General features: G+C 64.2%; 23 protein-coding genes. 12 read left to right on the top strand and 11 right to left on the bottom strand.

Annotation, left to right across the window (positions count from 1 at the left end):
- The 5 genes from argH to A9762_RS10990 all read left to right on the top strand — a co-directional run bounded on the left by argH (position 1) and on the right by A9762_RS10990 (position 5,575).
- Positions 1–1,509 (top strand): argininosuccinate lyase, encoded by a 1,509-nt coding sequence (gene argH, locus A9762_RS11010; RefSeq protein ID WP_083253830.1) that lies wholly within the window; start codon positions 1–3, stop codon positions 1,507–1,509.
- A gap of 22 nt (positions 1,510–1,531) precedes the next feature.
- On the top strand, positions 1,532–3,370 hold the full coding sequence (locus A9762_RS11005; RefSeq protein WP_069342081.1) for a dipeptide ABC transporter ATP-binding protein: 1,839 nt from the start codon (positions 1,532–1,534) through the stop codon (positions 3,368–3,370).
- A gap of 133 nt (positions 3,371–3,503) precedes the next feature.
- Positions 3,504–4,676, top strand: coding sequence for a porin (locus A9762_RS11000; RefSeq protein WP_069342080.1), 1,173 nt, complete (start codon positions 3,504–3,506; stop codon positions 4,674–4,676).
- Positions 4,677–4,796: 120 nt separating this feature from the next.
- Positions 4,797–5,222 carry a DUF3224 domain-containing protein gene (locus A9762_RS10995; protein ID WP_069342079.1) on the top strand — a complete coding sequence of 142 codons (426 nt, stop codon included), beginning with the start codon at positions 4,797–4,799 and terminating at the stop codon, positions 5,220–5,222.
- On the top strand, positions 5,219–5,575 hold the full coding sequence (locus A9762_RS10990; RefSeq protein ID WP_069342078.1) for a VOC family protein: 357 nt from the start codon (positions 5,219–5,221) through the stop codon (positions 5,573–5,575). The genes A9762_RS10995 and A9762_RS10990 overlap by 4 nt, the downstream gene beginning before the upstream one ends.
- Positions 5,576–5,707: 132 nt before the next feature.
- On the opposite strand, the gene glmS is transcribed toward A9762_RS10990, so the two are convergent.
- The 5 genes from glmS to A9762_RS10965 all read right to left on the bottom strand — a co-directional run bounded on the left by glmS (position 5,708) and on the right by A9762_RS10965 (position 11,347).
- Positions 5,708–7,537, bottom strand: a complete 1,830-nt coding sequence (gene glmS / locus A9762_RS10985) for a glutamine--fructose-6-phosphate transaminase (isomerizing) (protein ID WP_069342124.1) — start codon at positions 7,535–7,537, stop codon at positions 5,708–5,710.
- Between the two features lie 107 nt (positions 7,538–7,644).
- A complete protein-coding gene (gene glmU / locus A9762_RS10980) occupies positions 7,645–9,006 on the bottom strand; it encodes a bifunctional UDP-N-acetylglucosamine diphosphorylase/glucosamine-1-phosphate N-acetyltransferase GlmU (protein WP_069342077.1) in 1,362 nt (453 codons plus the stop codon).
- Positions 9,007–9,111: 105 nt separating this feature from the next.
- Complete coding sequence (gene ttcA, locus A9762_RS10975) at positions 9,112–10,074, bottom strand: tRNA 2-thiocytidine(32) synthetase TtcA (protein WP_139133175.1); 963 nt, start codon at positions 10,072–10,074, stop codon at positions 9,112–9,114.
- A 13-nt stretch (positions 10,075–10,087) separates the two neighbouring features.
- The gene (locus A9762_RS10970; RefSeq protein ID WP_039394985.1) at positions 10,088–10,483 is read right to left on the bottom strand and encodes a dihydroneopterin aldolase; all 396 of its coding nucleotides are present in this window, start codon (positions 10,481–10,483) and stop codon (positions 10,088–10,090) included.
- A 21-nt stretch (positions 10,484–10,504) separates the two neighbouring features.
- Entirely contained in the window at positions 10,505–11,347 is an 843-nt protein-coding gene (locus tag A9762_RS10965; protein WP_069342075.1) for an SDR family oxidoreductase, read from the bottom strand.
- Between the two features lie 268 nt (positions 11,348–11,615).
- On the opposite strand from A9762_RS10965, the gene A9762_RS10960 reads away from it, so the two are divergent.
- From A9762_RS10960 to A9762_RS10950, 3 genes are all read left to right on the top strand, one after another.
- Positions 11,616–12,830, top strand: a complete 1,215-nt coding sequence (locus tag A9762_RS10960; protein WP_069342074.1) for a class I SAM-dependent methyltransferase — start codon at positions 11,616–11,618, stop codon at positions 12,828–12,830.
- 45 nt (positions 12,831–12,875) lie between these two features.
- Positions 12,876–13,070 (top strand): DUF2905 domain-containing protein, encoded by a 195-nt coding sequence (locus A9762_RS10955; RefSeq protein WP_044453465.1) that lies wholly within the window; start codon positions 12,876–12,878, stop codon positions 13,068–13,070.
- Positions 13,071–13,372: 302 nt separating this feature from the next.
- A complete protein-coding gene (locus tag A9762_RS10950) occupies positions 13,373–14,233 on the top strand; it encodes a glutamate/aspartate ABC transporter substrate-binding protein (RefSeq protein ID WP_240493512.1) in 861 nt (286 codons plus the stop codon).
- Between the two features lie 12 nt (positions 14,234–14,245).
- Here the strand turns inward: A9762_RS10950 and A9762_RS10945 are convergent, their stop codons facing one another.
- From A9762_RS10945 to A9762_RS10930, 4 genes are all read right to left on the bottom strand, one after another.
- Complete coding sequence (locus A9762_RS10945) at positions 14,246–15,496, bottom strand: multifunctional CCA addition/repair protein (protein ID WP_069342072.1); 1,251 nt, start codon at positions 15,494–15,496, stop codon at positions 14,246–14,248.
- The gene (locus A9762_RS10940) at positions 15,493–16,137 is read right to left on the bottom strand and encodes a glutathione S-transferase family protein (RefSeq protein WP_069342071.1); all 645 of its coding nucleotides are present in this window, start codon (positions 16,135–16,137) and stop codon (positions 15,493–15,495) included. The genes A9762_RS10945 and A9762_RS10940 overlap by 4 nt, the downstream gene beginning before the upstream one ends.
- A gap of 121 nt (positions 16,138–16,258) precedes the next feature.
- Positions 16,259–17,209 (bottom strand): complex I NDUFA9 subunit family protein, encoded by a 951-nt coding sequence (locus A9762_RS10935; protein ID WP_069342070.1) that lies wholly within the window; start codon positions 17,207–17,209, stop codon positions 16,259–16,261.
- Positions 17,210–17,260: 51 nt separating this feature from the next.
- Complete coding sequence (locus A9762_RS10930) at positions 17,261–19,276, bottom strand: lytic transglycosylase domain-containing protein (RefSeq protein WP_069342069.1); 2,016 nt, start codon at positions 19,274–19,276, stop codon at positions 17,261–17,263.
- 24 nt (positions 19,277–19,300) lie between these two features.
- Between A9762_RS10930 and A9762_RS10925 the strand changes: the two genes are divergently transcribed.
- The 4 genes from A9762_RS10925 (at position 19,301) to pxpA (ending at position 22,463) form a co-directional block, all read left to right on the top strand.
- Entirely contained in the window at positions 19,301–19,981 is a 681-nt protein-coding gene (locus tag A9762_RS10925) for a 5-formyltetrahydrofolate cyclo-ligase (RefSeq protein ID WP_371442791.1), read from the top strand.
- Between the two features lie 3 nt (positions 19,982–19,984).
- Positions 19,985–20,638, top strand: coding sequence for a 5-oxoprolinase subunit PxpB (gene pxpB / locus A9762_RS10920; RefSeq protein WP_069342067.1), 654 nt, complete (start codon positions 19,985–19,987; stop codon positions 20,636–20,638).
- A complete protein-coding gene (locus A9762_RS10915) occupies positions 20,635–21,657 on the top strand; it encodes a biotin-dependent carboxyltransferase family protein (RefSeq protein WP_069342066.1) in 1,023 nt (340 codons plus the stop codon). The genes pxpB and A9762_RS10915 overlap by 4 nt, the downstream gene beginning before the upstream one ends.
- Positions 21,658–21,719: 62 nt before the next feature.
- Positions 21,720–22,463 (top strand): 5-oxoprolinase subunit PxpA, encoded by a 744-nt coding sequence (gene pxpA / locus A9762_RS10910; RefSeq protein ID WP_069342065.1) that lies wholly within the window; start codon positions 21,720–21,722, stop codon positions 22,461–22,463.
- Between the two features lie 107 nt (positions 22,464–22,570).
- On the opposite strand, the gene A9762_RS10905 is transcribed toward pxpA, so the two are convergent.
- Both A9762_RS10905 and A9762_RS10900 read right to left on the bottom strand, forming a co-directional pair.
- Positions 22,571–24,097 (bottom strand): CoA-acylating methylmalonate-semialdehyde dehydrogenase, encoded by a 1,527-nt coding sequence (locus A9762_RS10905; RefSeq protein ID WP_069342123.1) that lies wholly within the window; start codon positions 24,095–24,097, stop codon positions 22,571–22,573.
- Between the two features lie 112 nt (positions 24,098–24,209).
- Positions 24,210–25,541, bottom strand: a complete 1,332-nt coding sequence (locus A9762_RS10900) for an aspartate aminotransferase family protein (protein WP_139133171.1) — start codon at positions 25,539–25,541, stop codon at positions 24,210–24,212.
- Positions 25,542–25,746: the final 205 nt, after the last annotated feature.

Genomic DNA, 25,746 nt, shown 5'->3' with positions numbered 1-25,746 from the left:
ATGACTGCACAAACCATGCAAAACGAAATGCTGCTGACCGAGGCGCGTCTGAGCGCCCCCGCCTCCCAACGCCTGGTCAAGTACCACGACATTCCCGCGCTGGAACATGAGCGTCGTCAGTTCCACGAGTTCGTCGCCGTCGACCGGGCGCACACCGCCATGATCGTCGAGACGGGCATCATCGGCCGCGACGTCGGTCGTTCGATCCTGACGCAATTGCAGCGACTCAAGACACTCCGTCCGGAAGACTTCTCCACGGATGTGACGAAAGGCAGCTTCCTGCTTCAGGTCGAGTCGTTTCTCTTCGATGCCATCGGCGAAGATTTCGCGGGCCAGATGCACACGGGCCGCAGCCGTATCGATCAGGGAGCCACGGTGCGCCGTCTCTATGACCGTAACCGCATGCTCGACGTGATGGATCGCATGAACGAACTGCAAGCGGCACTCGCCCGTCAGGCAGCACGTCATTCACGCACGATCATGCCCGGATACACCCACATGCAGCACGCGCAGCCGTGGGTGTTCGGTCACTATCTGCTGAGCTTCAGCGCGCGTTTGCACGACAGTTTTGCGCGACTCACCGAAGCCTATGCCCGTGTGAACCGCAACCCGCTCGGCGCCGTGGGGCTGGCCGGCACCTCGTGGCCGCTCAACCGCGCCCGCACGACCGAATTGCTCGGCTTCGATACTGTGCTTGAAAACTCCAAGCTCGGACGCGAGGCCTGGTACGCGGCGGAAACCATCGGCGCGCTCTCGTTCGTGATGGCCGACCTGAACGATCTCGCCACCGATCTGCATGTGTGGTCGAGCATCGAATTCGGTCTCGTCGAGAGCGACGACAGTTACAGCGGCACGAGCAGCATCTTCCCGCAGAAAAAGAACCCGACGGCGCTTGAGACGATCAAGAAGGCCGCGGGCGGCGCCGTCACGTGGCTGTCGACCGCACTCGCCACGTTCCGCGCGGAAGGCACCGGCGATCAGGCAATGCGCGATCTACCGCTGATTCACTCGGCGCTCGAGACGACGGAAGGCATGCTGGATCTCTTCACCGGGGTGATGGACACGCTGATCGTGCACGAAGACCGTATGGCATCGCGGCTCTCCGGAAGTTGGGCGACGGCGAGCAACCTCGCCGACGTCATCGTGCGCGAGAGCGGCCTGTCGTTCCGGCAAGTGCATCACATCGTCGCCCGACTGGTCCGCAACTGCCTGCGTGCAGACATCCGGCCGGATCAGGTCACGGGCGCATTGCTCGACGACGCTTCGTTCGAAACGGCAGGCGTACGACTCGATTTCTCGGATGCGATGGTGCGCGACGCGCTCGATGCACGTCGCTTCGTGGAAACGCGTGTCACCGTGGGCAGCGTCGCCCCATCCGAGGTCGAGCGCATGCTGGCGCGCGCCGTGGCAGATGCCGACGGCGATCGCCAGTGGGTAGTGAATGCACGCACTCGCTTGCTGGATGCGGAGCGCGCCCTCGATAGCGCCGTTGCCGCGATCGTCGGCTGATGAAAGACGTACGGGACAAGTCATGAGCGATAACCTCGTAGCACAGGTGCGCAACCTGAGCGTCGCCTTCGGCAACAACCCCGCCGCGCCGCCCGTCGTGCGCGACGTCTCTTTCGACGTGCGACGCGGACAGACCCTCGCCATCGTCGGGGAATCCGGGTCGGGCAAGTCGGTGACATCGCTCTCGATGATGCGGCTCGTCGAACTCGGCGGCGGACGCATCGTGTCGGGCAGCATGACGCTGCACACCCCGACGGGCGAGCGGATCGACCTCGTGCAAACGCCTGAAGACAGGATGCGACGTCTGCGGGGCTCCGCTATCGGCATGATCTTTCAGGAGCCGATGACGTCGCTCAACCCGGTCTTCAAGATCGGTGCACAACTGATCGAGGCGATCCGGCTGCATCAGCCCGGCAGCCGACGCGCCACGCAGGCGCAAGCGTTGCGCATGCTCGATCTCGTGCGCATTCCGGACGCGCGCCAGGTGCTCGGGCGCTATCCGCATCAACTCTCGGGCGGCATGCGGCAACGCGTGATGATCGCCATGGCCCTCGCCTGCGAGCCCGCACTGCTGATCGCGGACGAGCCGACGACCGCGCTCGACGTCACGGTGCAAGCGCAAATCCTGCAACTGATCCGCCAGTTGCAGGACGACATGGACATGGGGGTCGTCATCATCACGCATGACATGGGGGTCGTGGCGCAGGTCGCCGACGAGGTCATGGTGATGCGCCACGGCGAGACGGTGGAGCACGGTAGCGTGACGGACATTTTCCGCGCGCCACAGCACGAATACACGCGCGCGCTGCTTGCAGCGGTGCCCCGGCTGGGCTCGATGAACGGTACGGATGCGCCCGCCAAGTTCGCACTGGTCGGCAGCGAGGCGAAACCTGCGCCGTCCCCGGTGCCCGCACACGCCGAGGCAACGCGCCAGGCGTCGGCAGCGCCTCTGCTGAGCGTGAAGGATCTGGTCATTCGCTATGACCTTCGTGGCGGCATCTTCGGCGGCGTGAAAAAGCGTGTCCACGCGGTCGAAGGCATCGACTTCGCCTTGCATGCCGGGGAGACCCTTGCACTGGTCGGTGAGTCCGGCTGCGGCAAATCGACGACGGCCCGTGCGGTTGCCGGGTTGATCGATACGCAAGGCGGAACCATCGAGTTTCAGGGACGCGCGCTGACTGGCCTGAAAGGCGCTGAGAAGAAACAACTGCGACGCGACATTCAGGTCGTGTTTCAGGATCCATATGCGTCGCTGGACCCACGAAGGAGCATCGAAGACACGTTGCTTGAGCCGCTGCGCGTGCATCGCATCTGCGACGGCGCACAGGCACGTGCGCGCGTGGGCGAACTGTTGGAGCGCGTCGGCCTGTCCGCCAGCCACGCGCAGCGCTATCCGCACCAGTTCTCCGGTGGGCAACGTCAGCGCATTTGCATCGCACGGGCACTGGCGCTCTCGCCGAAGCTCGTCGTGGCAGACGAGTCGGTGTCCGCGCTCGACGTCTCGATTCAGGCTCAGATCGTCAATCTGCTGCAAGACCTGCAACGGGATCTTGGCATCGCGTTCCTTTTCATCTCACACGATCTGGCGGTCGTGGAGCGCGTCAGTCACCGTGTGGCTGTCATGTATCAGGGACGCATTGTCGAGATCGGGACTCGCCGCCAAATCTTTGAAACGCCGCAGCATGCTTATACGCGCAGACTACTCAGCGCGGTGCCGCATGCCGATCCGGGCGTGAAACCGTCGTCGATCGAGACGCCTCCGGACGACATGCCGAGCCGGGTTTTCGACATCGACTACCGACCGGAGCCGATGCATTTCGCGCAGGTCGCGCCGGGTCACTTCGTCGCCCGGGCCGCCTGAATTCATAGGGCAATTCGCATCGCACGGCGACACCGGTCGCCGGCGGCATCAAGGAGGCTGAAACGTCGTTCGATTGACAGGGGACATCCGCCGAAAGGCGTGATTTAAATTTAGGATAACTAATAGAAAATCGATGAACAACGGCATTCGAATCGCTGCCGCGATGGCAGTCTTGTCGGGCGTGGCCCATGCGCAAAGCCAGGTGACGCTCTACGGCATTGTCGATAATGGTCTGACGTATGTGTCCAACTCGGGCGGCAGCCGCCTTGTCGGCATGGCAAGCGGTGGCATGCAGGCCGCGCGATGGGGCATGCGCGGCGTCGAGGACCTCGGCGGGGGACTGAAGGCGACGTTCCGGCTGGAGAACGGGTACGACCTGAATACCGGAAAGTTCGGACAGGGCGGTCTGGAGTTCGGCCGTCAGGCGAACGTGGGGCTTTCCGGGCGTTATGGCGCTGTCTTGCTGGGCCGTCAGTACGATTCCGTGATCGACTACGTCGGCCGGTTTGCGTTCTCCAATACGTTTGGCGCGTCCATCAACGCGCATCCTGGCGATATCGACAACTTCAACAGCAGCAATCGCATCAACAACGCCGTGAAGTTCCAGAGTGCCGATTACGCCGGGTTCAGCATGGGTGGCCTGTACAGCCTGGGAGGCATTGCGGGCAACAGCGGGCGCAACCAGATTTATTCCGTTGGCGCCGCGTATGCGCGTGGACCGCTGAACGTCGGTGTCGGCTATCTCAACGTGCGAAATCCGAACGTCAGCTTCTTCGGCAACAGCACGACGGGCACGGTGTCGTCGACGACCTCCAACATTGCGTCACCGGTGTACGCCGGCTTCGGCTCGGCGAATACGTATCAGGTGGTCGCGGCGGGGGCCAGCTATGAGGTGGGCGACGCCACGCTCGGCGCGACCTACTCGAACATTCGCTTCATCAATCTCGGCGCGGCGTATGCGTCGCCGTTCGCAGGGCAATCGCAGACGTTCAACAACGGTGAAGTTTCGCTCATCTACCGGCTTAACCCGGCGCTGCTGCTCGGTGCCTCCTACAACTACACACGCGGGACCAGTGTGAACGGCAAGCCTGCTGCGCAATATCACCAGGGCGCGATGGGCATCGATTACTTCCTCTCCAAACGCACCGATCTGTATCTGGTCGGCGTGTATCAGCATGCGAGCGGCGTGACGTTGTCGAGTTCGGGCACGGGGGTTGTCGCGGCCGTCGCATCGATCGGCGGTCTGACGGCGTCGTCGAACCAGAATCAGGTAGCGTTGCGCGCAGGGATCCGCACGAAGTTCTGACGTTGGGGCGTTCAAGCGCCATCAACTTCGACCTTGCATCCTGCTCAGGTTCGAGTACACTCAATACTGTACAAAAATACAGTATTGAGTGGTATCTCATCTCAACCGAGGAGCGTGTAAGTGAATCGCACTGCCAAAGGTCTTTTCGATGTCCAGCTCGGCCCGCAGCCGCTCAGTCCGGTAGCGGAAGGTACGGGACTTGCGCGTCTATCACTGGACAAGACGTATCACGGCGATCTGAGCGCGACCGGGCACGGTGAGATGCTCGCGTTTCGAAGCGGCACCCCGGGCTCAGCGGGCTACGTCGCGATGGAGACGGTACGCGGCACGCTTCAAGGCCACACCGGAACGTTCGTGTTGCAACACAGCTCGACGATGACACGCGGCGTGCCTACGCAATCGATCACCGTCGTTCCCGACTCCGGCACCGATGCGCTCAGCGGCCTGACCGGGACCGTGATCATCACTATCACCGACGGACAACACGCTTACGCGTTCGACTATGTGCTGCCGCAGACGCAGCCCGCGACAGGAGAGGCGTCATGAGCCATCGAGGCACCGATCGTCAGATCGACAACATCGAATTCAATGTCGGCGATATCGCACGCAGCAAGAAGTTTTACGGCAGCGTGTTCGGCTGGACGTTCACCGACTACGGTCCAACCTATACGGAATTCACCGATGGGCGACTCACCGGCGGGTTCACGACTGGCGAAGCCGTGCGTCCGGGCGGCCCGCTGGTGATTCTGTATGCCGACGATCTCGCCGAGACGCAACGCCGCATCGAAAACGCAGGTGCGACGATCAGCCGTGCGGTGTTTTCGTTTCCCGGTGGCCAGCGCTTTCATTTCATCGATCCGGACGGCTACGAACTTGCGGTGTGGTCGGCGGCAACTTGATTCCGATTGATTGAGGTCACCGGCGTCGCGGGCATTGCGCGTCGCGACACAAAACAAAAAGGCCGGCACGCTTACCGCGTTGCCGGCCTTTTTATTGCGTCTGGTTGGGGGCACTGCCCCCACCGCGCTACCTCACTCCACCGTCACCGACTTGGCGAGGTTACGGGGCTTGTCGACGTCGGTCCCGCGAGCGCAGGCCGTGTGGTACGCCAGCAGTTGCAGCGGCACCACGTGCAGGATCGGCGAGAGCTGGCCGTAGTGCTCCGGCATGCGGATCACGTGGAGACCTTCGGCATTCGCGATCTGCGTGTCGGCGTCGGCGAAGACATACAACTGACCGCCGCGCGCGCGCACTTCCTGCATGTTCGACTTCAGCTTTTCCACCAGCGCGTCGCGCGGCGCTACCGTGACGACCGGCATCTGATCCGTCACCAATGCCAGCGGGCCGTGCTTCAACTCGCCTGCGGGATACGCCTCGGCGTGGATGTACGAGATTTCCTTGAGCTTGAGTGCACCTTCCAGAGCGATCGGATAGTGCAGACCGCGTCCCAGGAACAGCGCATTCTCGCGACGGGCAAATTCTTCCGCCCAGGCGATGATCTGCGGCTCAAGCGCCAGCACGCTGTTGAGCGCCGCCGGCAGGTGACGCAACTGCGTCAGGTATTCCGCTTCCTGCGCTGCCGGCAAGCGGCCACGCAGCTTCGCGATCGTCAGCGTCAACAGGAACAGCGCCGTGAGCTGCGTCGTGAACGCCTTCGTCGACGCCACGCCAATTTCCGTGCCGGCACGCGTGAGGTAATGCAGCGCCGTCTGACGCACCATCGCACTCGTACCCACGTTGCAGATCGCCAGCGTGTTCGTCATGCCCAGCGATTGCGCATGTTGCAGCGCCGCCATGGTATCGGCGGTCTCGCCCGACTGGGAAATCGTGACGACCAGCGTTTTCGGATTCGGCACGCTGTCGCGATAGCGGTATTCGCTCGCCACTTCGACCTGCGTCGGAATCTGGGCCAGCGACTCCAGCCAGTACTTCGCCGTCATGCCCGAGTAGTAGCTCGTGCCACACGCCAGAATCAGGATCGAGTCGACACTGCTGAGCATCGCTTCGGCCTTCTCGCCGAAAAGCGTCGGCGAAATGCCTTCTACGCCTTCCATCGTGTCGCCGATCGCGCGCGGCTGCTCGAAGATTTCCTTCTGCATGTAGTGGCGATACGGCCCCAACTCCACCGCGCCCGTGTACGCCTGCACCGTGCGCACTTCGCGCTCGACCACGGTGTCGTTGCGATCCATGATCTTCACGCCTTGCAGCGTGAGCTCGACGACATCGCCTTCTTCCAGATAGATGAACTGGTCGGTCGTGCCGGCAAGCGCCAGTGCGTCGGACGCGAGGAAGTTCTCGCCATCGCCGACACCCACGACGAGCGGCGACCCGGCACGCGCGCCCACGATACGGTGGGGCTCCTGCTTGCGGAACACCGCGATGGCATAGGCGCCATGCAAACGACGCGTGGCCAGACGCACCGCCTGATACAGATCGTCGGCGGCGCCATTCGACAGAATGTGATGAATCAGATGCGCGATGACTTCGGTGTCGGTTTGCGACACGAACGTGTAGCCCAGTCCACGCAACTCGTCGCGCAGGCTCTCATGATTCTCGATGATGCCGTTGTGCACCAGCGCCACTTCGTCACGCGAGAAGATCGGGTGCGCGTTGTCCGTCACCGGTGCGCCGTGCGTGGCCCAACGCGTGTGGGCGATGCCCGTCTCGCCGCCGAGCTTCGTTTGCGCCAGTTGCTCGTCGAGGTCTGCCACGCGCGACACGCTGCGCGCCCGCTGGGGCACGCCGTCCTTCAACACCGCCACGCCACACGAGTCGTAGCCGCGATACTCCAGGCGACGCAATCCCTCGACCAACACCGGTACTACATTACGTCGCGCTACCGCGCCGACAATGCCGCACATATTCGCTTTCCTCAGTGCCAGATAGTCTGGCTCGATCAATCGGATGAAATCCGTTTCCATCGCCGGCGCGCGCATCCGCGGCGCTCGCCGGCACATAACCGCCGATTTTACTGCTTCTGCTTGCGCGGGCGAACATACCCCGCCTTCGCTTCCTGCGTCTTGCCGTTGAGCACCAGCGAATCTTCCGGCGTGTCCTTCCACACGGTCGTGCCTGCAGCGATGGTCGTGCCGCGGCGCACCGTCACGGGCGCAACCAGTTGCGAATCGGAGCCGATGAACACATCGTCTTCGATCACCGTGCGGTGCTTGTTCGCCCCGTCGTAATTGCAGGTGATCGTGCCCGCGCCGATGTTCACGCGCGCGCCCACGGTCGAGTCGCCGACGTACGCCAGATGGTTCGCCTTCGAACCGTTCCCCATCACCGCATTCTTCACTTCGACGAAGTTGCCGATGTGCACGTCGTCCGCCAGATCCGCCCCCGGACGCAGACGGGCATAAGGCCCGATATGCGCATTCGCGCCGACGACCGCACCGTCCAGGTGACTGAACGGTTCAATGTGCGTTCCGGCGCCGATGGTGCTGTTGCGAATGACGCAGTTCGCGCCGATGCTCGCGCCGTCACCAATCGTCACCTTGCCTTCGAAGACGCAGTTCACATCGATGGAGACGTCGGTACCGCATGCGATCTCGCCGCGAAGATCGAAACGTGCCGGATCGATCAGCGTGACGCCTGCCGCGAGCAACGTATTTGCCGCGTTGCGCTGATAGTCACGTTCCAGTTCGGCCAGTTGCGCCTTGTCGTTCACGCCGTTGGGCTCCCATGCAAACGCCGGCTGCGTGGTCACAACCGGCACACCGTCCGCCACCGCGCACGCGATCACGTCCGTGAGGTAATACTCGCCTTGGGCATTCTGGTTCTTCAGACCGCCGAGCCAGCCTTTCAGGGCGCGCGTCGGCGCCACGAGAATGCCCGTGTTGATCTCGTGAATCGCCAGTTCCGCCTCGTTGGCGTCCTTCTGTTCGACGATGCGCTGCACGTTGCCAGCCGCGTCGCGCACGATACGGCCATAGCCGGTCGGGTTGTCCAGATCGACGGTCAGCACGCCCAGCTTGTCGTTGCCCGCCGCTGCAAGCAGTCCCTGCAACGTTTCGGCACGCGTGAGCGGCACGTCGCCATACAGCACGAGCGTCGGCACGGACTCGTCGAGCAGCGGCGCCGCCTGCTGCACGGCATGTCCCGTACCCAGTTGCTGCGCCTGCTCGGCGAAGCAGACGCCTTCATCCCCCACGGCTTCGCGCACGGCATCGACGCCATGCCCGACCACCACGATCAATTTTCCCGGCGCGAGCTTGCGCGCTGTCGCGATAACATGCGAGAGCACCGGACGGCCAGCCAGCGGCTGCAACACCTTGGGCAACCTGGAGCGCATGCGCTTACCCATGCCAGCGGCGAGAATGACAATGTTCATGGCGTCGTGACGATTCGAAATTGGAAGACGGATATCGTGGGTATCGGGATCTTACCCCGCCGCCCGATCACGGCACGGCGGGGCGTCAGGAAGAGCGGCGTGCGATCAGTCGTCGAATTGCGTGATGCGAATGATGCCCGCGTCGTCGTCGCCGCAGGGCGCTTCGTCGAAGGCGATATCACCGAGCGGATCGGGTTGCCCCGTCGCACGCAGATTCTTGAAGTCGTGCAGATTCGTGTCCATCAGGTGCGACGGCACCACGTTCGACAGCGCGCTGAAAATCGATTTGATACGCCCGGGATGCTGCTTCTCCCACAGGCGGATGAGCGACTTCATCTCCGCACGCTTGAGGTTCGGCTGGCTGCCGCACAGCGTGCACGGAATGATCGGGAACTGCTTGTACTCGGCGTAGCGCTCCAGATCCGGTTCGCGCACATAGGCGAGCGGGCGAATCACCACGTTCTTGCCGTCGTCCGATTGCAGCTTCGGCGGCATGCCCTTGAGCTTGCCCCCATAGAAGATGTTGAGGAACAGCGTCTCGATGATGTCGTCGCGATGGTGGCCCAGCGCGATCTTGGTCGCGCCCAGCTCGCCGGCCACGCGATAGAGAATGCCGCGACGCAGACGCGAGCACAGCGAACACGTCGTCTTGCCCTCGGGCACCACGCGCTTGACGATGGAGTACGTGTCCTGATTCTCGATGTGGAAATCCACGCCGATGGAACGGAAGTAGTCCGGCAGCACATGCTCCGGGAACCCCGGCTGCTTCTGGTCGAGGTTGACGGCGACGATCGAGAAATCGATCGGCGCGCGCTCACGCAGCTTGAGCAGGATGTCGAGCATGGCGTAGCTGTCCTTGCCGCCGGACATGCACACCATCACGCGATCGCCCTGCTCGATCATGTTGTAGTCGCCGATGGCCTGCCCCGTCAGACGGAACAGACGCTTTTCGAGCTTGTTGTTCTCGAACGCGAGCTTCTGCGCTTTCTTCACGCTGTCGGTGGCAGCACCGGTGGCAGCGTTCGCCGGGTTGGCGGTGGCGGTAAGCGGCGCACCGGTCTCGGGCATGACGGCACTCATGTCAGGCATCCTTCATTTGAAACACTTCGATGCCGACCGAGTGGCAATCGGGATAGACGTCGGGCTTCTCGGTCGACACACCCACGGCACGCACGCGCGGATGCGCCAGCAGCGCACGCGCGACGTCGTCGCAAAGGGTTTCCTGCAGGTGAATATGGCCCTGCCCCACTCGCTTGGCGATCGTCTCGCGCATGAAGTCGTAATCGACCACTTCGTCGAGCTTGTCTTCCGTGGGCGTGCTTTCGGCCAGCGGCACGAACAACTGAACGTTGATCAGCACGCGCTGCTCGCCACGCTTCTCATGATCGTGCACGCCAATGTTGATGAACACTTCGTAGTCGCGCAGGAACATGCGACGGCAGTCCATCAGGCGGGGGTGGGAAAGAGCGCTATGCATTTTGAAGACTCGTAATGACAATCAACGAGACCGGTCGGCGTCGGCCGGCTCGGTCAGAAATTTCACGTCCCGCGACGAACTCGCGAGATGTTGCCCGCCATCGACATACAACACCGTGCCGGTGACGGCAGGCGCCTCAGCCAGATAGGCGACGGCCTGGGCAATGTCCTCCGGCGTGGACGACGCCCCCAGCGGCGTGGCGGCATGTGCCGCAGCAAACCCCGCCGGGGTCTGATCGACCGACAGGAGCGTGACACCGGGCGCCACGCCGACCACACGCAGACGCGGCGCAAAGGCCTGCGCCAGCAGCGTCGTCGCCACATCGAGCGCCGCCTTCGACAGTGTGTACGACAGATAGTCCGGATTCGGATTCGCCAGCTTCTGATCCAGCAAGTTGACGACGACACCGCGCCCGGTCTCGCCCAATGCGGCGTGCATTTCGCGCGCGAGCACGAGCGGCGCGCCCGCGTTCACCCGCATGTGACGCTCCAGCGCCTGATACCCGAAATCGTCGGCACTATCGTATTCGAAGCGCGAGGCGTTGTTCACCAGGCAGCGCGGCACGCCCAGCGATTCACGGCAGCGGGCGATCAGCCCGACCGTGGCGGCTTCGTCGGCGAGCGACGCTTGCAACGCCACCGCGCGGCGGCCCATGGCCTCGATGGCCGCGACGGTTTCGAGCGCTTCGTCGTGCGAGCGCTCGTAATGAACCGCGACGTCCCATCCCAGGCCAGCCAGCTTCAGCGCGATGGCACGGCCGATGCGACGTGCACCGCCGGTCACCAGCGCTACGCGCGGCACGTCAGACGTGCGGGCGGTGTCGCTTGCGGCGGAGGCGGGGCGTGGCGTCGATGCAACGGTCATGCGGCGATTTCCTGTCGAATGCCTGTCTGCGGGCAGGACGATGAGCTAACTTCGGGCGGCACAGTGCAAGGTTTGCGGCGGGACCCGGCAATCGCTCGCGCCGTCATGGCCCTCTGGATAGAGGGCGATCGTTGCGCATACTAGCGAAAACCTCGCCAAAACAATCGAAAACCGGCAAAAATCGGCGCAAAAGCCCTCGATTTCGCCCGCAGACGCTGCGATGTCAACCATAGCAGCCAGTCTGCACGGTCTCCGTTACAATGCCCGCATGAATCAGGCCGCACCGAAACCCCATAGTTTACCCGTTCCGGAGACGGACGCGCTCGAACACTCGCGTCGCCTCACGGCATATCTCGCCGACGCCATTGCGGCGAACGGCGATTGGCTGCCGTTCGACCGCTTCATGGAACTCGCGCTGTACGCACCCGGCCTTGGCTACTACGCCGCCGGTGCTGCCAAATTCGGACGTCTCGCCGCCGACGGCAGCGACTTCGTCACCGCACCGGAACTCACGCCGTTCTTCGCCCGAACGCTGGCACGCCAGCTCGGCGAGATCTTCGAGCAGACGGGTGACACGCGCGTGCTGGAATTCGGCGCCGGCTCCGGTCGCCTCGCCGCCGACCTCCTGCTCGCACTCGATGCCCAAGGCACGCCGTGCGAGCAGTACTCGATCATGGAACTGTCCGGCGAGCTTCGCGCGCGTCAGCGCGACACCATCGAAAAGGCCGCGCCGCATCTGCTCGATCGCGTGACGTGGCTCGACCAGCTACCCGACGCCTTCGAGGGCGTGATGCTCGGCAACGAAGTGCTCGACGCCATGCCGGTGCGCCTCTGGGCCCGTCGCCCTGACGCGAACGCTCACCCCGTGTGGTTCGAGCGCGGTGTCGTGCTCACGCCGGATGGCTTCGCATGGGAGGAGCGCCTTTACACCGGCCGCCTGCCCGAAGCCCTCGATGCGCTGGCCGATCTGCCGCCGACGCAGGAATATCTGACGGAGACGCACGAAGCGGCGGCCGCGTTCGTGCGCAGTGTGGCACCGCTGCTCGCCCGTGGCGTGCTGCTGCTGATCGACTACGGATTCCCGGCCCGCGAGTACTACCATCCGCAGCGGGCGGGCGGCACACTGATGTGCCACTACCGACATCACGCGCACGACGACCCGTTCTATTACCCCGGCTTGCAGGACATCACGGCACACGTGGAGTTTTCGGGGGTGGCCGACGCAGGCGTCGAGGCCGGTCTCGACCTGCTGGGTTTCACCTCGCAGGCACGCTTCCTGATGAACGCGGGCATCGTCGATCTGATGAGCGCGCTGGACCCGACCGATCCGAAGACCTTCCTGCCGGCGGCCGCTGCGGCACAAAAGCTGTTGTCCGAGGCCGAGATGGGCGAGTTGTTCAAGGTCATCGCCTTCGGACGTGGCATCGATGAATGGGCAGGCCTGATCGGATTCGCCACGGGCGACCGCAGCCACGCGCTCTGATCCACATCCATTCCTTCCACCAGACGCCACCGAGAGGCCACGCCGATGTTTCGCTGGATGTTCACCATCTTCTTCGCGATCTGCGTTCTCTCGGCGGCCGCACCGTGGCTCACCAAGCTCGGCATCGGCCGCCTGCCCGGTGACGTGCGTCTGCGCTGGCGCGGCAAGGAGATGGTCTTCCCGTTCGCGTCGACCGTCCTGCTCTCGCTCGTCTTCAACCTGCTGATTCGTTTGTTGTAAGCCGCTCGGCGCCATCTTTCCCGTCGCAACACCTGTTGCAACGCGTTTCGCTTTCTTCCCCGCCTCCCCGCTTCCACTGACAGCCTCGCCCTAGGCTGCGCTTGTGCGTTTCCGTCGCACCACCCCTGCCATTTTTCAGGGTTAACTACGATTTGATCATTTGTTGCAAAAAAATTAACATGAAACAAATGATTCAGTTATGGATCACGGAAAGACCTTCATAGGAGCAGGACATGACCGAAACACGATTGACCGGGGTAATGCGTGGCGTGCGCGAGTTGCGTGCGGTGCTGGGCGTAGCGATGATGGCGGTCGCCGGCGCGGCGCTGGCTCAGGGCGCATCGGAAACGCTGCAAAAGATCGAAAGCAGCGGCGTGATCTCGATCGGCCATCGCGAGTCGTCGATCCCGTTCTCCTACTACGACAACAATCACAACGTCATCGGTTACTCGCAGGACCTCTGCAACAAGGTCGTCGACGCGGTGAAAACCCGTCTGAAGAAGCCCGACCTTCAGGTGCGCTTCATTCCCGTCACCTCACAGAACCGTATCGCGCTCGTGCAGAACGGCACGGTCGACATCGAATGTGGCGTGACGACGAACCTCAAGGCGCGTCAGGCACAGGTCAATTTCTCGAACACGTTCTTCATTGCCGGCACGCGCCTGCTCGTGAGCAAGACCAGCGGTGTGAAGGATTTCCCGGATCTCGCGGGTAAAGCGGTGGTGACCAATGCCGGCACGACCTCGGAGCGCATCCTCAACAAGATGAACAACGAGAAGAAGATGAACATGAACGTCATCTCCGGCAAGGATTACGGCGAGTCGTTCACGATGCTGCAAGGCGGACGCGTGCAGGCGTTCATGATGGACGACGTGCTGCTCGCCGGCGCCCGCACGATGGGCCGCAACCCCGATGACTGGGTCGTGACGGGCGCACCGCAATCGTTCGAGGCTTACGGCTTCATGATGAAACACGGCGACGCCGAGTTCAAAAAGCTCGTGGACGATACGCTGGCGGGCGTCATGAAAAGCGGCGAGATCAACACGATGTACAAGAAGTGGTTCGAATCGCCGGTGCCGCCGAAGAACATCAGCTTCAACTTCCCGATGAGCGAACAGCTCAAGCAGCTTTACGCCAATCCGAACGACAAGGCGTTCGAGTGATCTGAGTCGTACTCACTCACCTTCGCCGTGCAGTCCGGCGGCGGCAACGGCGTCGATACGCGCGGCCTGCACCGCTTCGCGAATCTTCGCGGGATGGTCGGCGTACTGACGCGCGACCGCCCCCGCATCGATGCTACGTGCAGCGTCCAGCGCCGCCATCAGACGCTCGCGCTGAGGATACGGCGCGGTGGCGAAGTCGCCGCCCCGCCCTCGTGCGTCGGCCTCACAGGCTTGCAGGATCTCGACGAACCGATCAGGCTTGCGCAACGCATCGCACCGCTCCAGCAGACGCACCAGCGCCCCCGCGCCGAACTTCCCGCTCGCGTGAATGTTGCCGTGCTCGCGCGCCACCACCTGCGCCAGTTCACGACAGTCCACAGGTACCCGCAAGCGCGCGCATAGCGGTCCGAGCAATCCGACGCTACGGCCTTCGTGTCCAATGTGACGCGGCAGCACGTCCTCCGGCGTCGTTCCCTTGCCCAGATCGTGCGTGAGTGCGGCAAACCGCACCGGCAGCGAATAGCCCTGCGTCGCCGCGTAATCAAGCACCATCATCACATGCACGCCGGTATCCACTTCCGGATGGAAGTCGGCACGTTGCGGCACGCCCCACAACTGCTCGACCTCGGGAAGAATGCGCGCGAGCGCCCCGGACGCACGCAACACGTCGAACATCCGCGACGGCCGATGTTCCATCAGACCGCGCGAGATTTCCTGCCAGACACGCTCCGCCACCAACGCATCCACCTCGCCGTTGCCGGTCATCTCACGCATGAGCGCAAGCGTCTCGTCGGCGACGGTGAAGTCGGTGAACCGCGCGGCAAAGCGTGCGCATCGCAGAATCCGCACCGGATCCTCCGCGAACGCTTCCCCCACATGCCTGAACAGTCGCGCTTCCAGATCGCGCTTGCCGCCGTAGGGATCGACGAGCACGCTGGACAGACTGTCGTCCGGTAGCACCTCGCGGGCCATCGCGTTGATGGTGAAGTCGCGCCGGATCAGATCCTCTTCGAGGGTGACTTCGGGCGCGAAGTAGAACGAGAAGCCGTGATAGCCGCGCGCCGTCTTGCGTTCGGTACGCGCGAGGGCGTACTCGGCCTGCGTTTTGGGATGAAGGAATACCGGGAAGTCGCGACCGACCGGGCGGAAGCCCTTCGCCACCATTTCCTCGGGCGTCGCGCCGACCACGACGTAGTCGCGATCCTTGACGGGCAGGCCAAGCATCTCGTCGCGAATCGCACCACCGACAGCGTAGATCTTCATGGGCGCGCGTCGTAGAAAGCGACGCTTTGCGTCTCCGCCCGTCCGGCGGCGACCCACGCCTGCACGGCCGGCACTTCGCGAATCCCGTCGGCGTAGGCCTGTGCATGCGCTGACAACTCCGGCTCGAACGTCGCGAACCGCATCACCACGGGGGCGTAGAAGGCGTCGGCAATCGAAAAGTCGCCGAACAGGAACGGCCCTTCATAGCGCGCGAGGCAATCCTCCCAGATCGATTCGACACGGCGAATATCGGCGAGCACTTCCGGCGTGGCGCTTGCGCCCGGCCAATGCGCCGCGACGTTCATCCACATATGCGTGCGCAGCGCCGTGAAACCGCTATGCATCTCGGCACAGACGCTGCGCGCATGCGCCCGCGCGCCGAGCGCCTTGGGCCAGAGCGGAAGATGCGGATAGGCGTCTGCCAGATACTCGGAGATGGCGAGCGAGTCCCACACGGTGATGCCGTTGTCGATCAGACAAGGGACTTTGCCCGTGGGGGAATACCGCAGGATCTGTTCGCGCGAGTCGGGCTGCGCGAGCCACACGTTCTTCTCCTCGAACGCGATGCCGAAATGCTTGAGCAGCACCCACGGGCGCATCGACCACGAGGAGTATTTTTTGTTGGCGATGATGAGTTGCATGAGGACTTTCCTTCCCCACGCGGCGAGGTCACGCCGCGTGTTGTCATTGCGATGGCAAATGCTTGAGGTAGTGAGGCGGCGAGCCGCGGACCGACGTTCGCCGGCAGCGCGCCCGGGGACCTCAGCGCCCGGCGAAGCGCCGGTAATCCGCCATCCGTTTTTCCCAGATACCGCCGTTGAGATAATCGACGGCGATCTCCAGCCCGTTCGGTGTCAGGCCGAGTTCGGGCGCAAGCGGACCGGTCATGACGTTGTCGACGGTCATCGAATCGAGATTGTCGCGCGTAATGATCGGCTCACCCGGCAACTTCTCGAAGAGCATGGCCTGAAGCCGCGCCGTGCTATCCGGCAGCGCCAGTATCGGACGCTCACAACCGCACGCCGCACCAGCGAAGCGCACCAGCGCTTCCAGCGTGTACACGTCCGGGCCGCCAAGCGCATAGGTCTTGCCAACGGTGGTGTCGTTCTCGAGCGCGGTAGCGAACGCCTGCGCGACATCCGCCACATACACCGGTTGAAAGCGGGCCTGCGCACTCGCCAGCGGCACGATGGGCAAGCGGCGTTGCAGCTTCGCAAACGTATTCAGGAAGTTGTCGCCAGGGCCGAACACCACCGACGGACGGAAGATCGTGGCAGCAATGCCCGTCTCGCGAATCGCCGTCTCTCCGTCGCCCTTCGAGCGCTGATACATGCTCGGGCCGTTCGGGTCCGCGCCCAACGCGCTCATATGGAGGACGCGGGCAATGCCCCGATCCGTGCACGCCTGCGCGATCTTCCGCGGCAGTTCCACATGCACCCGAGCGAACGCGCGACCGTAAGGCGTGCCCCGGTCGCTATGCAGAATGCCTGCAAGATTGATGACGGCGTCGCTACCGGCAATCACACGCTCCAGCGCGCGCGGGTCGTGTACGTCGCACTCGACCAGTTCGACGCCAGGCAGCACCGCAAGCGCCTTGGCCGCTTCCACGCGCCGTGTGGGCAGACGCACGGCATGTCCCAACGTCACCAGTCTCGCCACCAGATGGCTACCGATGAAGCCCGTGCCACCGACGATACAAACGTTATAGCGCATGCGTCACCTCCGCGTTATGACCACGGGTACGCGGCCCCGACCGCTGCCCTGTCACTGGGGCAGGATTACGCCGAGCCGCTCCTTGAGCGATTGCGGACGGCCCGTGATGATGGCCGAGTAATACGTGGTATTCGACAGCACGTTCTCGACATACTGACGCGTTTCGTTGAACGGAATCGTCTCCGCGAAGATCGCGCCCTCGACCGGACGGTCGAGCGTGGAGCGCCACGTACGCGGACGCCCCGGACCTGCGTTGTAACCCGCCGACGCCAGCACGGCCGAACCGTCGAACTGGTTGTAGATACCCGACAGGTAGCTCGTGCCCAGACGGATATTGGTATCGATGTCGTGCATCATGCCCGGGCTGTAATCCATGCCGATCTGCTTGGCGACCATCTTGGCCGTGGCGGGCATGACCTGCATCAGACCGCCGGCGCCGGCAGACGAACGCGCGTTGATGATGAAGCGCGACTCCTGACGAATCAGACCGTAAGCCCACGCTTCGTCGAGATCGACACTCTTCGAGAAGCGATCGACCTTGTCGCGGAACGGCATCAGATAGCGCAACGTAAAGTCATGCTCGACCTTCGTGCGATCCGCCGTGTTCACTGCGCGGTCGAACAGCTCGATACCGTTCGCATACTGCGCGGCGGCGATCAACTGACGATCCGTCATGTTGCGCAGTTCCCAGTTCCACTCACGGTTGCCTTCGAAACGCAGGCCCAGATCGTAGAACTTCGCCGCGCGCAGGAAACCGGGGTTCGAGCGGTTGGCATCGATTTCGGCTTGCGTCACGACGGTACGTGCAGGCAGTGCCGTCTTGTTGCCCAGTTCCTCGTTCGCCAACTGACCGTAGAAGTTCGGTTGCGACGCGATCTTCTGGAACTGCGCACGGGCGGCGTCGCCCTGACCGGCTTCGCGCAGCGCGCGGCCATACCAGTAAGTCCAGACACCGTCATCGCGCAATGCCGTGGGCATGGCTTCGATGCCGGTACGCACGAGGTTCCAGTCACCCGCGCGCAACGCTGCACGGATCTTCCATTCCTGCGCCGTATTCGAGAGCTTGGCGCTGCCCGCCTGACGATACCAGTTGATCGCCATCGGGTTCTGCGACAGCGCGCCGCGCATGCCGATCGCCCCCCAGCCGATGGCGCGCTCGTCCTGCGACAGGCTGCCGGCAATGCTGCCGAAGCTGCTGGCGGCGAGCATGGCGTCCGAGCGGGCCATGCGAACGACGGCGAGCAACGCCAGTTGACGCGACGCCTCCGAGCCGTCCACGCCGCGCGCCAGAATCTGCGCCGGGCGCGACGCCGCCATATCGAGCAGACTGTCGTCCGGGCGGACGGCGCCGAGCGCGTCGGCGATCTGCTTGCCCAGCGAGGTGTAGTTCTCCTCATAAGCCAGGCGAATCTGATGCCAGACTTCCTTGCGCGGCAACTGACCGCTCGCGGCCAGCGTGTTGATCATGTCGACGCATCCCTCGCCGTAGTACTTCGGCGTGGTCAGCAGATCGGTGGCCGCCTGCGTGACGTTCTCTCCGCGCGACGCCCGCGACATCAGGGCATAGCACTTGACCTGGGTGTCATCGTCGAGCACGAATTTCGGATATTGCGCATCAAACGTCTGCCAGTCGTGACGTTTGCCGAGCACCAGCAGCCAGTCGTTGCGCATGCGGTCGGCGATCGCCTGACCGTCATACGCGCGCAAGAAGGCGCGGATATCGTCGTCGGGCGTGTCGATCAGCGCCTTGCCCGAGCGGTCGAACATGCGCGGTTTGATCTGGAAGTACTGGACATACGACGGCACGTCGTAGTCGGAGAGCATGGCGGCGAGCGCGGTGGCACGCGGCGCGTCGTTGCTGCGGGCAGCTTCGCGCAACTGTACGAAGATGTCGTCCGGCGAGCGCTGCGACAGCGTGTCGGCCGATGTGGCAGACGTGGCCGAGCGGCTTGCCGCCGACTGCGCCTTGGGACGGCCGGTCGCTTCGGTCGTGCTGCATGCCACGAGCGTGGCAGCGGTCAGGGCAAGCGCGGCGGCGCGATATACTCGGGTCAAACGTTCGGACATCTTCGGGGGAGCGTCGGGTAAAAAGTGAATTCAAGCATAGCACGGGACCCCGCCCAATCGGCGGCGCAAACGTCGCGAAATGCGGCGGATGCAACGACCGCGAAAGCCCAATTGCGCCGCGTGTTGCTCGACGCTCGCAGCACGCTCAACGCCCGTCCGGCGCGCGACGGCGCACTCGCCGTGCGGCTGGCCGACGAACTCGCGCGCCGCGCCCCGCGCTGCATCGGCTTCTACTGGCCGATCCAGCACGAATTCGATGCGCGCGCCGTCATCTCCGCCTGGCTGAGCGCCGCCCCCGCGGGCACCCTGCGGCTGGCCGCACTGCCGGTCGTCACCGCCCCGGCCACGCCGCTCGTCTTCCATCGCTGGAGCCCCGACACGCCCATGACGCAAGGCCGCTACCGCATTCCGGTGCCGCAGGACACCGAAGTGCTGGTGCCCGACCTGCTGCTGGTGCCGTGCGTCGGTTTCACGCGCAACGGCCTGCGGCTCGGCTACGGCGGCGGCTTCTACGACCGCACCCTGCATTCGATGACCCCCGCGCCGCAAACGCTCGGCATCGCGTACGACGCCCTCGAAATCGACCATCTCGACGCCGAGGCCCACGATCTGGCGCTCGATGCCATCGTCACGGAATCGGCCACCTTCGCCCGCGTCCTCACCGGCGCTACGGACACTACCGTCACCCCCGGTCATCCACGCTAATCCATGACAACGCTCAAGATCCTGCCGCTCGGCGACAGTGCGCTCGTATGCGAAGCGGGGACGACCCCCACGCTCGCCACGCAGCGCCGTGTCTGGCATGTGGCAGCCCTCGCCCGCGACTGGCCCGACGTGCGCGAAGTCGTGCCGGGCATGAACAACCTCACGTTGCTCTTCGACCCGCTCGCTACCGACATCGACGTACTGAGCGAGCGTCTGCGCGAAGTCTGGCAGACGCCGCCTGCCGCCGGCGAGGTCGGCCGCGACATCGAGATCCCGGTGCACTACGGCGGCCAGCACGGTCCCGACCTTGCCGATGTCGCCAAGCATGCGCGCCTGCAACCGAAGACCGTCGTGCAGCGCCACACCGCGCCGGAGTATGTCGTCTATTTCATCGGCTTTCAGCCGGGCTTCGCCTATCTCGGCGGGCTGGACGATTCCATCGCCACCCCCCGCCGCGCGGAGCCGCGCCTGTCCGTGCCGGCCGGCTCGGTAGGCATTGGCGGTAACCAGACCGGCATCTACCCGCTCAGTTCGCCCGGCGGCTGGCAGATCATCGGCCACGCCACGCGCGCCTTGTTCGACCCCGCCGCGACCCTGCCCGCCCTGCTAGCGCCGGGCGACCGCGTGCGCTTCACCATCGCGAGTCTCGACCTGTGATCGACATCCTGCGTGCCGGCCTGCTCACTACCGTTCAGGACCTGGGCCGAACCCGTCAGCGCGAGTTCGGCGTCGCCAGCGGCGGCGCCCTCGATCCGCTCGCCTGCGCCGTCGCCAATCGCCTAGTGGGCAACGAACTGAACGCCGCCACCCTCGAAATCACGATGGGGACGTGCGCATTGCGTTTCACGTCGGCCACGCTCGTCGCGCTGACCGGCGCCGACTGCCATGCCGAACTCGACGGCCAGCCCGTGTGGTCGTGGTGGCGCTTTCGCGTCACACGCGGCCAGACATTGACGCTGCATCCCTCGCGCTTCGGCATGCGCACGTATCTCGCCGTGGCCGGGGGTATCGACGTGCCCGAAACCCTCGGCTCGCGCAGCACCGACCTCACGGCAGGCTTCGGCGGCTTCGAGGGACGCGCCCTGCGCGACGGCGACCGCATCGTCATCGGCCAGCCGAGCGCCGCCGCACGCGACGCCGAGCCGCTGGGCGTGCGTCCGCCGCTGTGGTTGTCGGACCCGCTGGCGCATCGCGTACGCGTGCTGCCCGGGCCGGAATATGACGACTTCACGACGGCAGCCCACAAGAGCTTCTGGGAGAATCCGTGGCAGGTCACCCCCAACAGCAACCGCATGGGCTATCGCCTGTCGGGGCCGGAGCCGCTTGCGCGCAAGAAGAACCGCATGCACGACCTGCTCTCGCACGGCGTGCTGCCCGGCGTCATTCAGGTGCCGCCGTCGGGCCAGCCGATCATTCTGCTGGCCGACGCCCAGACGACCGGTGGCTATCCGAAGATCGGCACCGTCATCAGTGCGGATCTGTGGCGGCTCGGTCAGGCGCGGCTCGGCAGCACGCTGTATTTTTCGGAATGCACCCCGGCCGAAGCGCGCGAAGCGATCCGCGAACAACTGCGTTACCTTGAGCAGATCGAGCGCGCACTCGCGTGGCACGATCGCGGCATTTTGCAAAAGCCGAAGCTGGCGGCCATTACCCGACTGCCGCGCAAAAGCGCCTGAGCGAAGAAGAGAAGACGGGAACGGAGGCCAGAGCGAGTGCAGCCGTCCCCGCAGGAGAATGTATGACGAAGATCGATCTGAACGTCGACCTCGGAGAAGGTTGCGATTACGACGAAGCGCTGCTCGCGCTCGTGAGTTCGGCGAATGTGGCGTGCGGCTGGCACGCGGGCGACGCCGGCACGATGCAACAGGTGGTGCGATGGGCACTGGAGAACGGTGTGGCCATCGGGGCGCATCCGAGCTTCCCCGACCGGGAGAATTTCGGACGCACCGAAATGCAACTCCCGCTCGACGAGATTCGCGCCGGCATGCTGTACCAGATCGGCGCGCTCGCGGCGATGGTGCGCGCGCAGGGCGGCTGGCTCACGCACGTAAAGCCGCACGGCGCGCTTTACAACCAGGCGGCCCGCGATCCGGCGCTGGCCGAGACGCTCGTCGAGGCGATTCGCGCGTTCGACACCGACCTCGCGATCTTTGGGCTGGCGGGTGGCGAACTGGTGAAGGCGGCACGCGCGGCGGGCATGCACGCGGTCGAGGAAGTATTCGCCGATCGCGGCTACAACCCGGACGGCTCGCTGGTCAAACGCGGCACGCCCGGCGCCCTGATCGAGCGCGAAGAAGACGCGCTGGCGCAAACGCTGATGATGGTGCGTGAGCAACGCGTGCGCGCGATCGACGGTACGTTCGTGCCGATTCAGGCGCAGACCGTCTGCCTGCACGGCGACGGCGAGCACGCGCTGGAATTTGCCCAACGCATCCGCCGCTTCCTGCTCAACGAGGGCGTGGAGATCGCACCGGTTCGCTGACGTCTCCCGAATCGCGCAAATAAAAACGCCGTCCGCGGACTTCCCGGACGGCGTTTTTGCTTGCGCGACGTGCGATGCCGGAGCCCTCCCCGGCATCGACACGATGCTTACTGCCCCAGCGTCGGCATCACCAGCGACGACGTGGCGTTTGCCGGACGCCCTTCCGACCAGCGACGGGTAACGACCTTCGAGCGCGTGTAGAAACGCACCGACTCAGGCCCGTAGATGTGCTGATCGCCGAACAGCGAATTGCGCCAGCCGCCGAACGAGAAGTACGACACCGGCACCGGGATCGGCACGTTCACGCCGACCATGCCGACTTCGATTTCGTCTTCGAAACGACGCGCTGCGCCGCCCGACGTCGTGAACACCGCCGTGCCGTTGGCATACGGATTACGGTTGATGAGGGCGATCGCCTCTTCCAGCGTATTCACGCGCACCACCGAGAGCACCGGCCCGAAAATCTCGTTGCGGTAGATCGACATCTCCGGCGTCACGTTATCGAACAGGCACGGACCGATGAAGAAACCGTTGTCGCGCTGCGCCACCTTCAGGTCACGACCATCGACGACGAGCTTGGCGCCGTCATCCACCCCGGCGTCGACGAAGCCCTTCACCTTGTCGCAATGCACGCGGGTGATCAGCGGTCCCATCTGCGCAACGGGGTCGGTGCCGTCGCCGACCGGCAGCGACTTCGCGGCTTGCGCGAGACGCGCGACCAGTTCGTCCGCCACATCGCCCACGGCCACCGCCACCGAGATCGCCATGCAGCGCTCGCCGGCTGATCCGTACGCCGCGCCCATGAGGGCGTCGACGGTGAAATCGAGATCGGCGTCGGGCATCACCACACCGTGGTTCTTCGCGCCGCCGAGCGCCTGCACGCGCTTGCCGTGCGCCGACGCCGTGCTGTAGATGTACTGTGCGATGGGCGTCGAGCCGACGAACGATACGGCGCTGACGTCCGGATGCGTGAGCAGCGCATCGACGGCCGCCTTGTCACCGTTCACGACGTTGAGCACACCGTCCGGCAGCCCGGCGTCCTTGGCCAGACGCACGAGCAGCAGCGCCGCCGACGGCACCTTCTCCGACGGCTTGAGCACGAACGTGTTGCCGCAGGCCACCGCCATCGGGAACATCCACAGCGGCACCATCGCCGGGAAGTTGAACGGCGTGATGCCGGCGCACACGCCAACCGCCTGATGGATCGAATACGTATCGACGCCCGTGCCGACCTGCGGCGCGATCTCGCCCTTGAGCAGATGCGGAATGCCGATGGCGAACTCGACGACTTCGATGCCGCGCGTGACTTCGCCGCGGGCGTCGTCGAGCGTCTTGCCGTGTTCCTGCGTGATCAGTTGCACGAGCGCTTCGCGATTCGTCTCCAGCAGCTCGCGATACTTCATCATCACGCGGGCGCGCTTCATCGGCGGCGTGGCGCGCCAGGCAGGCAACGCGGCGCGGGCGGCGGCGACCGCCTTCGCGACGTCTGCCGCGCCGCCCAATGCCACCTGACGGATCACCTCGCCGGTGGCCGGGTTCGTCACTTCGCCGAAGCGCAGTTCGGCTTCGCCCGACGCCACGGCGGCGCCGCCAATCCAATGCTCGATACGTTCGGTGCTGACTCGTTGATTCATGTCGATATCCGTGAAAGCTGTGTCGTTGGCAGACGTCTGCAAGGCAGACGCCTGTCGTTGATAGAAGATCAGGTAGGTCTGAGGCGAGCGTGTGTGCGCCCTGCCACTACGTTCAGGCGGTCTCGCGAATCGCTTCCGCCACCGTGCCGAACAGTTCGTCGATCTGCGCTTCGCTGATGATGAGCGGCGGCGAGAACGCCAGAATGTCGCCCGTATAACGCACCAGCACGCCCTTCTCGAAGCACTTCACGAAAATTTCGTGGGCGCGCGCGCCCGGCTTGCCGTCGCGCGTGGACAGTTCGATACCGCCGACCAGCCCCAGATTACGAATGTCGAGAACGTTCGGCAGGTCGCGCAAACCGTGAATCGCCTTCTCGAAGTGCGGCGCCAGCTTGGCGGCGCGCTCGAACAGACCATCGTTCTTGTACAGATCGAGCGCGGCGCACGCGGCGGCAGCGGCCAGCGGGTGGCCCGAGTACGTGTAGCCGTGGAAGAACTCGATGGCGCCGGCGTTGCCAGCGTTCACGATGGTGTCGTGCACGTTCGTCTTCACTGCGACGGCGCCCATCGGCACAGCGGCGTTGTTCACGCCCTTGGCCATCGTGATGATGTCCGGCGTCACGCCGAAATACTGCGCCGCGAACGGCTTGCCCAGACGGCCGAGGCCCGTGATGACCTCGTCGAAAATCAGCAGAATGCCGTGCTTGTCGCAGATTTCACGCAGCTTTTGCAGATAGCCCTGCGGCGGCACCAGCACGCCGGTGGAGCCTGCCAGCGGCTCGACGATCACGGCGGCGATGGTCGATGCGTCGTGCAGCGTGACCAGACGTTCGAGTTCGTCGGCCAGATGCGCGCCCCACGTCGGCTGCCCCTTCGTGAAAGCGGCTTCCTTGATGTTGAGCGTGTGCGGCAGATGGTCCACGGCGGGCAGTAGCTGACCCGAGTACGCCTTGCGGTTCGGCGAGATGCCGCCGACCGAGATGCCGCCGAAGCCCACGCCGTGATAGCCGCGCTCACGGCCGATGAGGCGCGTGCGCTGGCCTTCGCCTCGGGCACGGTGGTAGGCGAGCGCCATCTTCAGCGCAGTGTCGACCGATTCCGACCCCGAGTTCGTGAAGAAGACGCGGTCGAGGCCCTGCGGGGTGATTTCGGCGATCTTGGCGGCGGCTTCGAAGGCCTTCGGGTGCCCCATCTGGAACGTGGGGGCGAAGTCCATCTCACCGGCCTGCTGACGGATCGCTTCGACGATCTCCGTACGGCAGTGGCCTGCGTTCACGCACCACAGACCGGCCGTGCCGTCGAGAATCTGACGATTGTCCGACGACGTGTAATACATGCCCTCGGCCTTCACCAGCAGACGCGGCGAGCTTTTGAACTGGCGGTTGTTGGTGAACGGCATCCAGAACGCCGTCATGTCGAGATTCAGTTCTTTCATCATGTTCATCGCGGGTCTCCCCAGGGGGCTTGGCTCGGTCAGGGTTGTCCGGGGACAAGGCCGGCTATCGAATACGGATACAGAGACGAATGCCGGCCGCCACGGGTGGATGGGACGATGCTACGAGAGGCCGACCGGTACAGACATGTACAGTCACTCGGAAAATGTATATTCTGTATCGGTCAATCGTTCAAACTGTATTGGCAACAGCCAA

Origin of the sequence: Pandoraea sp. ISTKB (assembly GCF_001721285.1) — a bacterium.
Classification (GTDB): Bacteria; Pseudomonadota; Gammaproteobacteria; order Burkholderiales; family Burkholderiaceae; genus Pandoraea; species Pandoraea capi.
The sequence above is the reverse complement of the archived record's forward strand: the minus strand, read 5'-3'. Positions and strand labels throughout refer to the sequence as shown.

What these genes read in the sequence shown, in the direction of transcription:
- A9762_RS10905 (WP_069342123.1), bottom strand. Translation starts at nt 24,097, where the DNA reads ATGAATCAACGAGTCAGCACCGAACGTATCGAGCATTGGATTGGCGGC.
- A9762_RS10965 (WP_069342075.1), bottom strand. Translation starts at nt 11,347, where the DNA reads ATGACCGTTGCATCGACGCCACGCCCCGCCTCCGCCGCAAGCGACACC.
- A9762_RS10955 (WP_044453465.1), top strand. Translation starts at nt 12,876, where the DNA reads ATGTTTCGCTGGATGTTCACCATCTTCTTCGCGATCTGCGTTCTCTCG.
- pxpB (WP_069342067.1), top strand. Translation starts at nt 19,985, where the DNA reads ATGACAACGCTCAAGATCCTGCCGCTCGGCGACAGTGCGCTCGTATGC.
- glmU (WP_069342077.1), bottom strand. Translation starts at nt 9,006, where the DNA reads ATGAACATTGTCATTCTCGCCGCTGGCATGGGTAAGCGCATGCGCTCC.
- A9762_RS10945 (WP_069342072.1), bottom strand. Translation starts at nt 15,496, where the DNA reads ATGAAGATCTACGCTGTCGGTGGTGCGATTCGCGACGAGATGCTTGGC.
- A9762_RS10935 (WP_069342070.1), bottom strand. Translation starts at nt 17,209, where the DNA reads ATGCGCTATAACGTTTGTATCGTCGGTGGCACGGGCTTCATCGGTAGC.
- pxpA (WP_069342065.1), top strand. Translation starts at nt 21,720, where the DNA reads ATGACGAAGATCGATCTGAACGTCGACCTCGGAGAAGGTTGCGATTAC.
- glmS (WP_069342124.1), bottom strand. Translation starts at nt 7,537, where the DNA reads ATGTGCGGCATTGTCGGCGCGGTAGCGCGACGTAATGTAGTACCGGTG.
- argH (WP_083253830.1), top strand. Translation starts at nt 1, where the DNA reads ATGACTGCACAAACCATGCAAAACGAAATGCTGCTGACCGAGGCGCGT.
- ttcA (WP_139133175.1), bottom strand. Translation starts at nt 10,074, where the DNA reads ATGCCCGAGACCGGTGCGCCGCTTACCGCCACCGCCAACCCGGCGAAC.
- A9762_RS11000 (WP_069342080.1), top strand. Translation starts at nt 3,504, where the DNA reads ATGAACAACGGCATTCGAATCGCTGCCGCGATGGCAGTCTTGTCGGGC.
- A9762_RS10930 (WP_069342069.1), bottom strand. Translation starts at nt 19,276, where the DNA reads ATGTCCGAACGTTTGACCCGAGTATATCGCGCCGCCGCGCTTGCCCTG.
- A9762_RS10950 (WP_240493512.1), top strand. Translation starts at nt 13,373, where the DNA reads ATGATGGCGGTCGCCGGCGCGGCGCTGGCTCAGGGCGCATCGGAAACG.
- A9762_RS10960 (WP_069342074.1), top strand. Translation starts at nt 11,616, where the DNA reads ATGAATCAGGCCGCACCGAAACCCCATAGTTTACCCGTTCCGGAGACG.
- A9762_RS10940 (WP_069342071.1), bottom strand. Translation starts at nt 16,137, where the DNA reads ATGCAACTCATCATCGCCAACAAAAAATACTCCTCGTGGTCGATGCGC.
- A9762_RS10990 (WP_069342078.1), top strand. Translation starts at nt 5,219, where the DNA reads ATGAGCCATCGAGGCACCGATCGTCAGATCGACAACATCGAATTCAAT.
- A9762_RS10900 (WP_139133171.1), bottom strand. Translation starts at nt 25,541, where the DNA reads ATGAACATGATGAAAGAACTGAATCTCGACATGACGGCGTTCTGGATG.
- A9762_RS11005 (WP_069342081.1), top strand. Translation starts at nt 1,532, where the DNA reads ATGAGCGATAACCTCGTAGCACAGGTGCGCAACCTGAGCGTCGCCTTC.
- A9762_RS10970 (WP_039394985.1), bottom strand. Translation starts at nt 10,483, where the DNA reads ATGCATAGCGCTCTTTCCCACCCCCGCCTGATGGACTGCCGTCGCATG.